This window comes from Marivita cryptomonadis, assembly GCF_002115725.1.
GTDB classification, from domain to species: Bacteria; Pseudomonadota; Alphaproteobacteria; order Rhodobacterales; family Rhodobacteraceae; genus Marivita; species Marivita cryptomonadis.
Genome location: NZ_JFKD01000006.1, coordinates 24,097 through 37,350 on the forward strand (window position 1 = coordinate 24,097; position 13,254 = coordinate 37,350).

Genomic DNA, 13,254 nt, shown 5'->3' on the forward strand with positions numbered 1-13,254 from the left:
ACGCAGCCCCGCTTTGACGGGGCTGTTTCATCTAAAGACGCACAGACCGGATCAATCCGGCACAGTCTTCACATGGGAGGAGGGGGCCGATGGAGCTCTGGTCCGATTTCAGCGCATTGGTCAGTGCGCTTGCCAGCCGAGATTCGTGGACAATCCGACAGGCTTTGGCGCCGAATTCAGTGTATGTCTTCGGCGCTGTCTTTCTGGTTCTGGCTGGGTTGGCCCTGTCTTGGGTCTATCATCACGTTCCAATCATCGAGCGCTATTTCGAACGAACGGTGATGATCGTTTGCTATCTTGGAACAGCGGGCATCATCTTCTGGGGTGTCATCGACCGCTTTGTCTTTTCCAACCAACAGCCTTGGTCGACGACCATTCCGCCGTTCCTGTTCATGGTGATGGCATGGTTCGGGGCGGCCTATAATATTCGCGTGCGCACCCATCTGAGCTTTTCCGAATTCCGCAGTCGGATGTCGCGTGGTGGGCAAATCGTCTGCCTGTGGCTCGACTTTGTGTTGTGGTTCGGGTTTGCGTTGATTTTTCTTGTGACCACGATGCGGGTGGTCGCGTTGTCTGCATCGAACTTTCAGATCGTACTGGGGACGGACAACACCATGCAGTGGTGGTTCCTTCTTAGCGCGCCGGTCGCCGGAACGCTGATGGCAGCGCGAGCGGTCGAGAACATACAGGATGACATGAAAAACTACCGGACCGGCCAACCGCTGATCCTGCAGTCCGTAATCGGGGGAGATACGTGATGACGGACGGTACCTTTATTACGCTGATCTCGGTTGGCGTTACGTTTCTGTTCATGCTTGGTGTGCCGGTTCTTCTGGTGATCGCCTACTGGGTGGTCGGGTGCTCTTTCGTGTTGGGGTTGACGCTCGATAATATGGGGGCGGAACTGCTCAACGTGTTCAACAAGGGGTTTGCCCTGCTGGCGATGCCGCTGTTCATCCTGACAGGTGACCTGATCAACAAGTCCGGCATTGCCCGACGATTGTCGGATTTTGCCTATGCCTGTCTGGGTTGGTTGCGGGGTGGTCTGGCGATGGCATCGCTGGGCGCGTGCGGCTTGTTCGCCGCAATCTCCGGATCGAACTCGGCCACGACGGCGACAATCGGGTCGATGCTGCATCCCGAGATGGTCAAAGGCGGCTATGACGAACGCTTCTCGGCAGCGACGGCTGCGGCGGGTGGCACAGTTGGGATCATCATCCCGCCTTCAATCATCTTTATCGTCTATGGCTTTCTGATGAACCTGCCGATTTCGGACCTTTTCGTGGCTGGGATCATCCCCGGTGCGCTGATGGTGATCGGCATGCAGGTGGCCTGCTGGATCATCTGCCGCATCAACGGTTGGGGTTATCTGATCCCGTTGCAACTGAACCGTGTGCTGAAAACAGCCTTTGGCGCATGGCTTGGTTTTTTCGCCATCGGTCTTGTGCTGTGGGGTATCTACACGGGCAAGTTTTCCCCCACCGAGGCGGCCGGCGTTACCGTCGGATTCTGCATCATCGCGGGGCTGGTTTCTTGGGTGTTGAGCCGCGTGATGCGGCAAGATCCGGGCCGGAGCTGGGAAGACAAGAGCTATGCTGAAATGTTGGTGGTCGAGGGTTTCACCCTCAAGCAGATTCCCGGCATCACGATGCGTTCCGCCGAGATCACCGGCATTCTTGCGCCGCTGATCGCCATTTCAGTGGTCATGCAGCAGATCCTGTCTTTGTTGGGGGCGCAGCAAGTGATCGGAGATTTCGTGACGGCGATGGGGGGGTACTATGCCGTGCTCTTCACCGCGATGATCATCGTGTTTGTTTCCGGCATGGTGCTGGAATCATTGCCGGTCACCATCATCCTTGCGCCTATTCTTGCGCCGATTGCCGCAAGTGTGGGCGTCGACCCGATCCACTTCTCGGTGATCTTCCTTGTGGGGGCCTCAATCGGGTTCATCACGCCTCCCTATGGACTTAACCTTTATGTCGCGTCAGGGGTGACGGGTGTTCCGTATTTCAGGCTTCTCAAGTACACGGTGCCCTATCTTGTCGCGTTGATCAGTGTTTGGGTGCTTGTTGCTCTGACACCTGAACTGGCGCTGTTCTTGTTACCGGATAGGTGAGACCGATTGCATGCCCGACGCCTCTGCCTCTGAAACCAAAGGGCAGATCCCGACCAATCTGCGACTTCTTCTGATCTTGGAAGAAGTCGCGCGGGCAGGGGTGCCGGTTGCCCCGTCTACCTTGTCTGAAACGCTCGGCCTGCCAAAGCCGACCATTCACCGATTGCTGGCAACGGCAGAGGAAGAGGGGTTTTTGCAGCGCGACATTGACGGGCGGTCTTATGGACCGGGTCGGCGGTTGCGCAAGCTGTCGGGCAACACCCTGTCATCGCAACGATTGCGGACCGAACGATTGGTCATTATGCAAGCCTTGGCCAGCGAGGTGGGTGAGACCTGCAATCTGGCAGCGCCGGGGCGATACGGGATGGTGTATCTGGATCGGGTCGAAACCCATTGGCCGCTGCGCATCCAGCTGCCTGTCGGCACGCAGGTGCCGTTTCACTGTACGGCGAGCGGCAAGATGTACCTGTCTTCGCTGCGTTTGGACAAGTTGAAGCGGGTGTTGTCGTGGTTGCAGCTTGATCCATCCACCGACAAGTCGATCACTGATGTCGACGGTTTGATGGATGAATTGGCTGTTACACGGACGCGCGGCTTTTCGACCGACAACGAAGAGTTCATGGATGATATGGTGGCCATCGCCGTACCCATTCAAGACACCGAAGGCCGGTTGCTGACTACGCTGTCCATCCATGCGCCACGGCAACGATACAATCTGGACGCACTGATTGGGATGGTGCCGCATGTTCAGAAAGCGGCCAAGCGCCTTGAGACGCTTGGCCATCTTTAGGCATCAGAAGTCTAGGCTTACTCGCAGCCGCCGGTTGCCCATTGGCGCAGGTTCCGCTTGAGGATGCCACCGAACGGATGCGGCTTCTCCAGCGATTTCTGGCCGCTGAGCGTCAGGTACACATTGGCCTGATCGCAGAGCCGTTCCTGATTCCACTCGTGGCAATTCGAGCAGGACTGTTCTTTCCAGAACTCGTCCGGCAAGCCTTCGACCGGAGGGAACATCGGCGACATATTTGTGATTTCCGACAGAATGATTCCGTCGATCACCGATCCCGGAGCGGTAAGGGGCAGGTCGAACTTGACGACATTCGGCACAGTCGAGCGTTCCTGTTCAACGTTGGCCATCGCAACTTCGGTGTTTTCTGTAGCAGGGCTGACGCCTTCGCCGACCGGATCAGTGCTGGCCTGAGCTTCTAGGGCCGCAATTTCTCCACGGGCAAATTCCGAGAAGGTTCCACTTGGGAAAGCATCGAGATAGTTACGGTAGCCTTCGACAGTTGGATTGGCTTGCACGGCTTCAAACATGGATTGTTCGTCTGCCGGAGGTGCGGCAGGGGCGGGGCGTGCAACTGCCGCGGTGTCATTGGTCAGTTCGGATTCGATTGCAGCAGCCAGAAGCGCGCGGGCTTCTTCCGCATAGGCGCTGTCGGGATAGCCACGCAGGAACAACATGATCTGTACCGGGTCTTTTGTGGCTTGAACCGATTCCCACAATGACCGCGCTGCAAGGTCTTCCGGGTTTTGGATCGGCGCATTGACGAAGGTGAAATCATTGGTCAGCGACGACGTGTCCCACGGGGTCTGCATGCCATTGGTCTGTTCAAGAACCGACACGCGGACCTGTTTGAACATCTGTTCGACGGCCAAACCGGGGCGGGTCATCTCGCGGGCGAGGGCGGTGGTGAAGGGGCTGTTTTGCCCAAGCCCGTCTAAAGCGACGGCACCGGGGGATGTTGCGTAAGACAGGAAGGTGCCCGTTGGGGCCTTCATTTCGGCCAGACCCGGAGAATCAAATTCCGCCATGTCTTCGAACGGGTTGTTGCGACAGGCGTCAAGGATCACGAAATTCGTGCGATTGCGGGCCGAGGCCATCTGGCGCAGAACAGATTGCGCTTCGACGCCTTGGAGATCCAGATCAGCCGCATCGCTGAGCGCCACATCGACAGGCAGCAGGTAGTTGTTGCCAAAGCTCTGGACACCGTGGCCCGCGTAATAGAACAGGCCCGTGGTATCGGGGCCTCCGCTGCGCAGGTTGCGGCCGAAATCGGACAAAGCCTGCTTCATTTCGACCTGAGTTGCGTCGATCAGCAATGTGACCTGGAAGTCGATCTGTTCCAGCGTCGATGCGATCAGTTCCGCGTCACGGTTTGGATTGTCGAGCGCGGACACGGTTTCATAGGTTGAGTTGCCAATAACGAGAGCAATCCGCTCTTGTGCGGACGCAGGCAAGGCAACGACAGTCACCACCGTCGCGGCAATTGCTTTCACTAAAATAGACGTTCCGAGTCTTCGTAGCCAGTCGGTCAAAGCTTCCTCCTGCCGTAGCCGGTTGGTACACTTAAAAAAATGGTGTAATATTTTTCAATGTCCACATTGTATCGCGTGTCCTAGGCAAGCATGCAAGCTCTGTGCTAAAGTTCAGCATTACTAAACTTCTACGCCGTCACCTATTTGCGCAATTCATCTGCGAGGTCATTATGAAAACCATTCTCCACCGTTTCGTCTGTACCATTGCCCTCTTGCTCGTCCTGCCCGTGGGATTGGCGTCTGCCCAGAGCTCTGATCCGTTCGAGTATGGCTGGAATTTGGATGGTGAGGCGTCCGAATTGAGGTTTTTGTCAGTCAAGAAGTCAAAAATTGCTGAAACAAGTTCTTTCGCAACACTTTCGGGCCTGATCACCGAGGACGGTCAGGCACAGGTCAGGGTTCTTTTGGATTCGGTCGATACGAAGGTCGATCTGCGAAATGTACGGATGCGGTTTCTATTTTTTGAAACCTTCCGCTTTCCCGAGGCCGTGATCACCACACAGCTGTCGCCTGAATTGCTGACCGACCTGCATCTGACACGTCGCAAGGAAATCGAGCTTGATTATACCTTCACTCTGCGCGGCGTCACGCTCGAGCGGAGTACGGATGTCGCCGTGACTTTGATCGACAATGACCGTGTTGTTGTGTCGTCGATCACGCCCATCGCGTTCACGCTGGAAGAGCTTGATCTGGAAGAAGGACGCCGCAAGCTGGAAGAAGCGGCAAATGTCGATATCACGCCTATTGGGGTTGTGAGCTTTAACTTTGTCTTCGATCGTGCGCAGTCCGGCACGCCGCCAAACTTGCCCGAAGCGGTGTTTACACCCGCGGCAGTCGCACTTGAGGAAAAGGGTGACATGACGGAAGAAGCCTGTCTTGGTCGTTTCGAGATCCTGTCGAAGACCGGCAATATCTTCTTTGCGTCCGGCAGCACGCGGCTAGACGACAAGAGCATCCCGCTTTTGGAAAACCTTTTCGATATCGTGAACCGTTGTCCGACGTTCCGGTTGGAAATTGCTGGTCATACGGATTCCGTTGGCAGCGATCAGCAGAACCAATCCATCAGCGAACGTCGTGCATCCTCGGTGGTAAGTTGGCTGTCGGACAAGGGTATTCCGCGCGACCGTCTGACTGCTGTAGGATATGGCGAAGAACGTCCCATCGTGGACAATGACACGCCAGAGAACCGTGCGCGGAACCGTCGTATCGAGTTCACTGCGCTGGTTGAATAACGATCCAAGCGATCTGGAAATGAGAAAGGGCACCCGATTTGGGTGCCCTTTTTCGTGGCCGGTTGTTGTGTGACCCGTTTAGAACGGATCGTCCAGCACCCCGATCAAAGGCATCAGGAATTCGCCGGTATTGGCGTTCAGCGCTGCGTCGTGGAACGTGTCAATCCGGGCAACTGCGTTGGTGATGCTTCCCGCCGAGCCGTCGAAGAGCCCCATCGCTTCGGACGCATGATCTGGGTCGGACATGCCCTTGTGCACCGCGAAATACGCCCCGATATCGGTCTTGTTCGCCAAAAAGGCGCGGTCTGCCAGTTGCTGGTCGACGAAGTCTTGAGTCGCATCTGTGGGTGGGTCCGCCTTGGCCCCGCCCAAGATCCCGAGGATTGCAATATCTCGACCAATACCGCCGCTGTCCAAGGCGTTGACCCAGAATTCGAAGCCCGCCTGATCGGGAATACGCCCAAGCACGTTTTGGTAGATCGTTGCCACAAGGTCAGAATTGCTGAGATCGGTTGGGTATGCGGCCAGTGTTTCTACCTGATTGACAAACAATCCGGCGGATTCCGCAAGGCTCACGCCATTGGCAAAGGCTGTACCCCAGAAGTTGAGGCCAACCGCGTCGGGTGCGCGGTTGAAATAGGCGATGTAGAGTTCGATGAAGTTTTCGAAATCCGTCACAGACAGGCCGGTGGTTCCAGCGAATTGCTGCAGGTCGAAGGGGATGCCGTCAAAGAAATCTGTATCGAAATCCAGACGTTCGATGCCGATCAATGTGTCCTGACCATTGCCGTCGCCGCGACGGTCCTGAATGACCGTGGAGCCAGCACTCAACGTCAATGTATACGCGCTTTGCGCACCAGAGAAGGCAGCTGTATCGATGCCTGCTCCGCCATTCACAAGGTCATTTCCGCGCCCGCCCTCAAGCCGGTCATTGCCAGCTTCACCGACAAGCGAGTCGTTGCCGTTCTCGCCCTCAAGGGTGTCATTGTCAGCCCCGCCATTGATCAGTTCGGCAAGGTCTCCGCCTCGGACAAAATCGTCGCTGGCACCAGTGAAGATACGGTTGTCATTCGGACCACCGCCGTTTGGATTCACCCGGACAACGGCACCGGGCAGCGTATCGACAATGATGATGTTTTCTCCGTCGATCGCGTAGTTCGGCCATTGTGCCGCCACGTCGGCGACAGTCGTAGGTTCTTGCGTGTAATCAACGCTGAACAGCAACTGACCGTCCAATGACCGCACCTCCATCGAATCGACCGTGCCGGACAATTGGGAAATCTCGGCTGGGTTGTTCTTCGAGAAGGTGCCGGTAAGTTCGATGTTGAGGGTTTCGCCGGTGACCGCTTCGATGAGAACGACATTGGTGCCATTTGCCAAGACAAGTTCGCTATTGGCATCGTTCAGGGCGAAACTGCCCGGACTTTCAGACAGAACATTCGGGCGGGCGTAGATATAGGCGGCGCCGTTGGGGATAGCATCGGCATTGGGAAGGTCGGCCAGAAGGCGCTGTTGGGCCGTGCTTTGTGCCAGTGGTGTCGCAGGCGACGTGGCTTGGCCCTGTGACGTCTGTCGGCCCACTGCACCGGGATCAAGGCGAAAGAAATCGGCCTCGCCGTAGTCCACCGTGTAACCAAGATCCTCCATCGCCGCGATTGTAAGTGCGCTGATCGGGTTGTCGGGAATGCCGGGGTTGCCTGGGCCCGCATCGGGACGCCGGTTCTCTGTGCGAGAGGTCATCAGTTCCTCGTCGAACACCGCTTCGCTCCAATACTCGGCGGCTAGCCCTCCGTTGGCCCCGTCTTCAAGCGCGTTTACCCCGTTCAGGTCGTCGTTTAACTCGGCCATTTCGCGAAGGCCGTTCGAGCCAGTATAGGTCGGAACACCGTCAATTAGGCGAACGATGCCGAACTCTTCCCAAAGTGCGCCAAAGCCAAGGGCGCGGCCGATAGTGTTGGCGACAAACTCATCAAGGTTGAGCAATGTGCCGACTTCTTCCGCGTTGATGACGATCCGGGAATAGGTCGGAAGCGGGTCCTCGCCTGACAGGCCGTCGCGCTGGTCGAGAACGCTTGAAATTGCGAGAACGGTCTGACTGACACCTTCGAAGCTCAGTTCGATGTCTTCGACCGCGACTTCGATCAGAATGTCATCGACATAGCCATAGCCTTCGACAAACGCGTACGGCAGATCGCCGGTGATGATGTCTTCCCAACGCTCGACAGCGTCTTCGAAGGCCGAAATATAGTCATCGGATACATCACCGGATGCAAATTCAATGGTAATGTCGAACCGACCATCGTCCAACGGGCCAAGATCATTCAATTCAAGCCGATATTGGCCTGTGGTGTCGCCAAACCCACCCGCGGAGAGGTAGTAGGTTCCGCTTTGGTCCGCGACGAATTGCAGAGCGCTGCTTGTCCCTACACCGCCATCGTCGTTCGAGGTGTTCTGGATCAAGCGTCCGGAGCTGTCGTACACTCCATTGAAGAACGGATCGGCAAGAGCATTGCCGCCGCTCAGGGGGACAAGGCTGATTTCATACAGGCGATTGGCGGTAAGGTTCACTTCGAACCAGTCGTTGTCGCTGGTGAAATCAATCCGACCGGTCGCGGCACCACCCGGAGTGATAGTTCCCGTTGTCTCGATATCGGCAGAGAAATCATCGCGTACGCCGATGTCGATCACCTCGACGGTATAGGTCCCAAGACCATCGAACGCGTCCTGAACGGCGATGAAATACTCTCCGGCGCTTTGTGGAGTGAAATACGAGACGCTGTTATCTTCGATCAACTGTTGGTTCAGAGTCTGTACTGACCCTATCGGCGATCCGCTGATATCACTTGAGGAGAAGATACCGAGTAGTTCGGGATCAAGCAGAGTGCCGTTGTTCGATGCCTGACCCAATAAGTTGATCTCGTAGGTCGTGTTGGCCTGCAGGGATACGCGGAAGGCGTCGATGTCTCCCGTTGTTTCGATCTCGCCGGTAGCACGGCCTCCGACGGCGACAGAGCCTAAACCGCCAGAGATGCCAGGCAGGAAGTCATCGACAAACCCCGTGAAGTCGACTGTCAGCGTGTAATCACCTGTGGTGGTATCATTCTGTCCTGCGACTTCCACTTGGTAGACGCCATCAGTCGGCACAGTCAGGCCAGTGACCAGCGCGTTTGTGTCGACTCCGTTGTTGCTGTCACTACTGCCCGCAATGAAGGCACCGGTGCTTGAAAATAGCCCGACGATCTGCATGTTGGGGTTCGTTCCGCCGCCCGTCGGTAACCCTTCAAGCGAAATGTCGTACTCTGCACCGGCGATCAAAGAGATATCGAACCTGTCACGGTCTCCGATGCGTTCAATGTCACCCGAGACTGGCACGTCTACTTCCGCAAAGCCAAAAGACTCGGCAAAGGTGCCGGGCAGGTAGTCATCTGCGAAACCCAAGGACAGAATGGTCAGTTCATATCCACCAAGCCCGAAAGGCGTATGGCTGCCAACTTCGATTTCATACGAGCCGGTTGTCCCGACGACAAATGGTCCGGCCTGCGCGTTCAGACCCTGGCCATTGTCGTTGTCCGAGGAGTCCGGAACCAAGTTGTTCAGGCTGTCGAAGACGCCGAAGATTTCGGGATCCGCCAACGTGCGCGTTCCGTCGGACGCGGAGTTGAGTGTGATGGCGTAAAGCTGTCCCGCTTCGAGCGACACAACAAACCTGTCCCGATCGTCGAGTTGCTCGATGCTGCCCAGTTCTGAAGTGCCGACATCTATGCTGCCGAACTCAAGCGCATCTACGCCAGGCAGGTAATCGTCGAGCGTTCCGAATTCGACAATCTGCTCAGCTTCTGTGCGTGCGCCGCGTTCGTCGATTGCCGTGAAGCGGATGAGTAGGCTTTGGCCTGCCGTTCCCGAGGCGCTATTGATCAGCAGATCGCCATTGGCCAGCAATTCGCCCGTTGCAGTTGGCGACTCGAAGGTGAAGGGAATCGCGGTGAACAGTTCTTCGCTACCGTCGGCGAAATTGGTGAGGACGTTGCCGATGACCTCGGGCTCGGTGAAGCTGTAGTTCTGGATCGGATCGGGCACGCCGTAGGGCGCCGAGTTGATCGTGAAGCTGCGGGTTAAGTCGATTTCCGTAGTGGTGGTGCCGCCGAAGGCACCTGCACTCCAATCGACCGTTCCAAAGACTCTGACAGAAACACTTTCATCGTCTTCGACTAAATCGTCGGACAGCGCCGTGAAAGTGAGGGATTGAGGTGCACCGAAGGAGTAGGAGACGGTGAAATCCTCACCGTTGATGGCGGTATCGCTTGTTACAATTACTGAGATTTGCTGATCGACGATAAAATCGTCGAGGCTTCCGCTCCCTGGGAAAGGTATGTTTGATGGGATTTCGGTTGGTATCGAGAAGGTAATGTCGTCACCTTCATTGATGACCTCCGGAAGGGTCAGGTCGAAATATTCAAGCGTGTACGTGCCACCAAGACCTAAGTTCGAACTGCCGATGAAAGAGGCAGCATCTGCGGCAGAAAAGTAGTAGGTGCCCGAATACGGCGCCGTGAAAAGCACTTGGCTGTTCAAACCGCTTCCGTTGTCATTGTCAGTTGTGCCCTGGATGAGGTCACCCAAGTCATCGTACACACCAACGAAATAGGGGTCATTCAGAGTTCCGTCGTTCGTGGCAGCCCCTCGGAGCTGAATTTCATATTGATTTCCAGCAGTCAGGGCGACTTCGAACCAGTCCGCGAAGTCGTTGGGCCCCGATATGCCACCTAATGCGGGCACACCTGCGATGGCCGACCCAAAATTTTCGAGAGAATCTAACGAACTGTCAAAATCTGGAAATTCTTCCATAACGTCACTTCCGCTGGCAATGTCTGGGCTTCGTGAGAAGCCGGGTAATAGGGGCGCGATACGAATTTAAGAGAAATCGGTGAGAAGGCTTCTGACTGATTATTGGGCAGCTTCGCGGATTTCCACGAGGCAGTGACGATCGCGGCATAGGCGTGTTGATGAGACGGGCAAACGGACCTTGAGTCAAGTTGGGCGTGGTTGTTTGGGCATCAAATTCGGGCCGTTTGCATGGTGGGCGACTTTCTGGGCTTTGCTGCAAAACGAGGCAGGTCTGGCCCTCTGGTGGATTTCGCGAAGATTTGAGTGAATTTCGAACCGTCTCGGCCTATGCTGCGTCTGCGCGTTGCCAAACATGTGATAGGATCAAGTCATGAACCATTTTATCCGACTTTTCGTCCTTCCTGTCTTCCTTCTGACCTCTGCTGTCGGGTCGGCTTGGGCAGCGCCTGATCGCGTCGCGCTTGTGATCGGCATGGCCGATTACGACGCCGTCACGCCGTTGGCGAACACCCGAAACGATGCCGAGGCACTGGCCGATACGTTGACGGACATTGGGTTCGATGTGACCCGGGTGATTGATGCCAGTCTGGCGGAACTGCGTTCCGTGATGCGCGATTTCGCATTCCGGTCAGAAACGGCGGATCTTGCGCTTATATATTTTGCCGGGCACGGGATCGAAGTGCAGGGAGAGAACTTCCTGATGCCGATCGATGCGCGGCCCAGAACAAATGTCGACGTTCAAAACCAGTCGGTTTCACTCAAGGAAATGCTGGCCGTTGTGGAAAAGGCGCGGGTCATGCGGATCGTGATCCTCGACAGTTGCCGGGACAATCCTTTGGGCGGGTCTATCGACACCAATGCCGTCGTACAATCTGCGCTGCAATCCACCGATCAGGCGACCCGTGGCGTCGGAGGGCTTGCGCCTGCAAACCCGGATCGGGGCACATTGGTGGCGTTTGCCGCCAAGGACGGTCAGGTTGCGTTGGACGGCACGCAGGGTAACAGCCCCTATGCACGGGCGTTGATGGACAAGATGGCCAAGCCCGGATTAGAGATCAGCCTCATGTTCCGGCAAGTGCGCGATGCCGTTCTCTCCGAGACGCGGAACCTTCAGGAACCCTATACCTACGGTTCGTTGACTGGGCAGCCGTTCTACCTGTCAGGCGGCCCCGAAGACACGCCGGATGTCGCGGCGGCAGAACCCTCCAAATCGTGGTCCAAGCTGCGCCCGGATCAGGAATCCCAATTGCTGGCCCTCGCCAATCTGGGCGACACGCGCTCTATGCTGGGGCTGGCCTATATCCGTCTGAACCCCGACGACAACCGGTTCGATCCGGCTGAGGCGGTGCGGTTCCTTGAGCGGGCGGTCGAACGTGACTCTCCTGAGGCACAGATGGAACTTGCCAAGCTGTACGAGCAGGGTATCGGTGTCGAGGTGAACGAGGCCCGCGCGCTTGAGCTGTATCAGGCAGCCGCTGATCAGGGCTTTGCCGATGCTATCAACGATCTGGGTTTCCTGCATTATCAAGGCGGCCTTGGCCTGCGCCCGAACCCCGAGAAAGCACTCGAATTCTTTGAACGCGCTGCCGATCTGCGGCATCCCGAAGCACAATTCAATTTCGCCGCGCTGATCGACGATGGGCTGATCGCGAACAAGGGCCCCAAGGACGCCGCGCAATACCTTTACGCTGCGCTGCGCAGTGGCAGCCAGGATGTTCTCAACCTGCTTCTGGAGCGCCCAACCATGTTCGCCGAGGAAACGCGTCGTGAGTTGCAGGCGCAATTGCAGGCCTTCAACTTTTACGAAGGAAGCATCGACGGAGATATCGGGCCCGGAACCAAGCGTGGGATCCGGGCGGCCTATGGGCTGGAATAGGGCTTAGCTGGACCGCAGCAGAACCTTGTTCGACCCGACGGCAGCTGCGATGCGCTGATAGTGAATGGCGCGCGTCGCATCAGAGCTTGCTGAACGCAGGAGGATGGTTTCAGCTTCGGCAACGATGTTGCTGGCTTGGCGGTTCAACTCGGAAGCGCGATCCGCCTGTACCGCCCGCATCGGCGGGGTTGGAACGGATTGGCCGCTATCGGTTTGGATACGCGCCGACAGGGCAGGCTTGTTCCGATCAAGATTATTGCGCGTGAGCCTATCCAGTTTGCGAGCGGTGTCCAAGAGGACTTCGCGGGCCTCTTCATAGTCGCCATTTGCAGGAATGTCCTGCGCAAGTTCGCGATACGTCGTGGCGAAACAGGCGACTTTGTATTCGTCGCCCATGAATTCGCAAATCCGCTGGATCTGGTTGATCTGGTTGACGATCTGCGCCGTCCGCGCATTCGAGGCCGCGACGGATGGGCCGCTGGGGACTTGGACATTGTCGTTCCCGGACGAATCGTTGTTCGATCCTCCACCGATATCATCGCCACCCACCTGCGCGTATCGTGGGTAGACCAATTCAATGCTGACCGATGCTCCGCTGGACAGGTTGAGGTTGCCAAGGGCATCGGGGGTGGTCGCATAGAGCGGGGTCGACAACATTCCGATGATCACTGGAAGGCCGAAAATGCGGGCGGTGGGTGGCTTTGAAATCATGGATCGGGCTTTCCGTCTGAATGTGATTGGCACGGTGTAACCAAACAGGACCACCGTCATCGGGTAATCTGCAACTGTCGTGCGGCGGGTTCTTGACCCAACGGTAAGACGGGACCGTCCACAACGCAAGTTTGGTGTCAGGGACTGGGGGCAGA

General features: G+C 56.7%; 8 protein-coding genes. 5 read left to right on the forward strand and 3 right to left on the reverse strand.

Annotated features, from left to right (window positions below):
- The first annotated feature begins 89 nt into the window (after positions 1-89).
- The 3 genes from MCRY_RS08115 to MCRY_RS08125 are packed head-to-tail and all read left to right on the forward strand — an operon-like array spanning position 90 to position 2,906.
- On the forward strand, positions 90-758 hold the full coding sequence (locus tag MCRY_RS08115; RefSeq protein ID WP_085629004.1) for a TRAP transporter small permease: 669 nt from the start codon (positions 90-92) through the stop codon (positions 756-758).
- Positions 758-2,116: a TRAP transporter large permease gene (locus MCRY_RS08120; RefSeq protein WP_085629005.1), complete on the forward strand. Its 1,359-nt coding sequence runs from the start codon at positions 758-760 to the stop codon at positions 2,114-2,116. Before MCRY_RS08115 ends, MCRY_RS08120 begins: the two co-directional genes overlap by 1 nt.
- A 10-nt stretch (positions 2,117-2,126) precedes the next feature.
- A complete protein-coding gene (locus MCRY_RS08125; protein ID WP_085629006.1) occupies positions 2,127-2,906 on the forward strand; it encodes an IclR family transcriptional regulator in 780 nt (259 codons plus the stop codon).
- 17 nt (positions 2,907-2,923) lie between these two features.
- Here the strand turns inward: MCRY_RS08125 and MCRY_RS08130 are convergent, their stop codons facing one another.
- Positions 2,924-4,396 (reverse strand): caspase family protein, encoded by a 1,473-nt coding sequence (locus MCRY_RS08130; protein ID WP_138488197.1) that lies wholly within the window; start codon positions 4,394-4,396, stop codon positions 2,924-2,926.
- Positions 4,397-4,605: 209 nt separating this feature from the next.
- Between MCRY_RS08130 and MCRY_RS08135 the strand changes: the two genes are divergently transcribed.
- Complete coding sequence (locus MCRY_RS08135; RefSeq protein WP_085629007.1) at positions 4,606-5,667, forward strand: OmpA family protein; 1,062 nt, start codon at positions 4,606-4,608, stop codon at positions 5,665-5,667.
- A gap of 78 nt (positions 5,668-5,745) precedes the next feature.
- On the opposite strand, the gene MCRY_RS08140 is transcribed toward MCRY_RS08135, so the two are convergent.
- A complete protein-coding gene (locus tag MCRY_RS08140) occupies positions 5,746-10,512 on the reverse strand; it encodes a DUF4214 domain-containing protein (RefSeq protein WP_085629008.1) in 4,767 nt (1,588 codons plus the stop codon).
- Between the two features lie 370 nt (positions 10,513-10,882).
- On the opposite strand from MCRY_RS08140, the gene MCRY_RS08145 reads away from it, so the two are divergent.
- Complete coding sequence (locus MCRY_RS08145; protein WP_085629009.1) at positions 10,883-12,388, forward strand: caspase family protein; 1,506 nt, start codon at positions 10,883-10,885, stop codon at positions 12,386-12,388.
- Between the two features lie 3 nt (positions 12,389-12,391).
- Here MCRY_RS08145 and MCRY_RS08150 read toward each other — a convergent pair whose 3' ends face one another.
- Positions 12,392-13,099 (reverse strand): hypothetical protein, encoded by a 708-nt coding sequence (locus MCRY_RS08150; RefSeq protein ID WP_138488196.1) that lies wholly within the window; start codon positions 13,097-13,099, stop codon positions 12,392-12,394.
- Between the last annotated feature and the right edge of the window lie 155 nt (positions 13,100-13,254).

What these genes read in the sequence shown, in the direction of transcription:
- MCRY_RS08115 (WP_085629004.1), top strand. Translation starts at nt 90, where the DNA reads ATGGAGCTCTGGTCCGATTTCAGCGCATTGGTCAGTGCGCTTGCCAGC.
- MCRY_RS08120 (WP_085629005.1), top strand. Translation starts at nt 758, where the DNA reads ATGACGGACGGTACCTTTATTACGCTGATCTCGGTTGGCGTTACGTTT.
- MCRY_RS08125 (WP_085629006.1), top strand. Translation starts at nt 2,127, where the DNA reads ATGCCCGACGCCTCTGCCTCTGAAACCAAAGGGCAGATCCCGACCAAT.
- MCRY_RS08135 (WP_085629007.1), top strand. Translation starts at nt 4,606, where the DNA reads ATGAAAACCATTCTCCACCGTTTCGTCTGTACCATTGCCCTCTTGCTC.
- MCRY_RS08140 (WP_085629008.1), bottom strand. Translation starts at nt 10,512, where the DNA reads ATGGAAGAATTTCCAGATTTTGACAGTTCGTTAGATTCTCTCGAAAAT.
- MCRY_RS08145 (WP_085629009.1), top strand. Translation starts at nt 10,883, where the DNA reads ATGAACCATTTTATCCGACTTTTCGTCCTTCCTGTCTTCCTTCTGACC.
- MCRY_RS08150 (WP_138488196.1), bottom strand. Translation starts at nt 13,099, where the DNA reads ATGATTTCAAAGCCACCCACCGCCCGCATTTTCGGCCTTCCAGTGATC.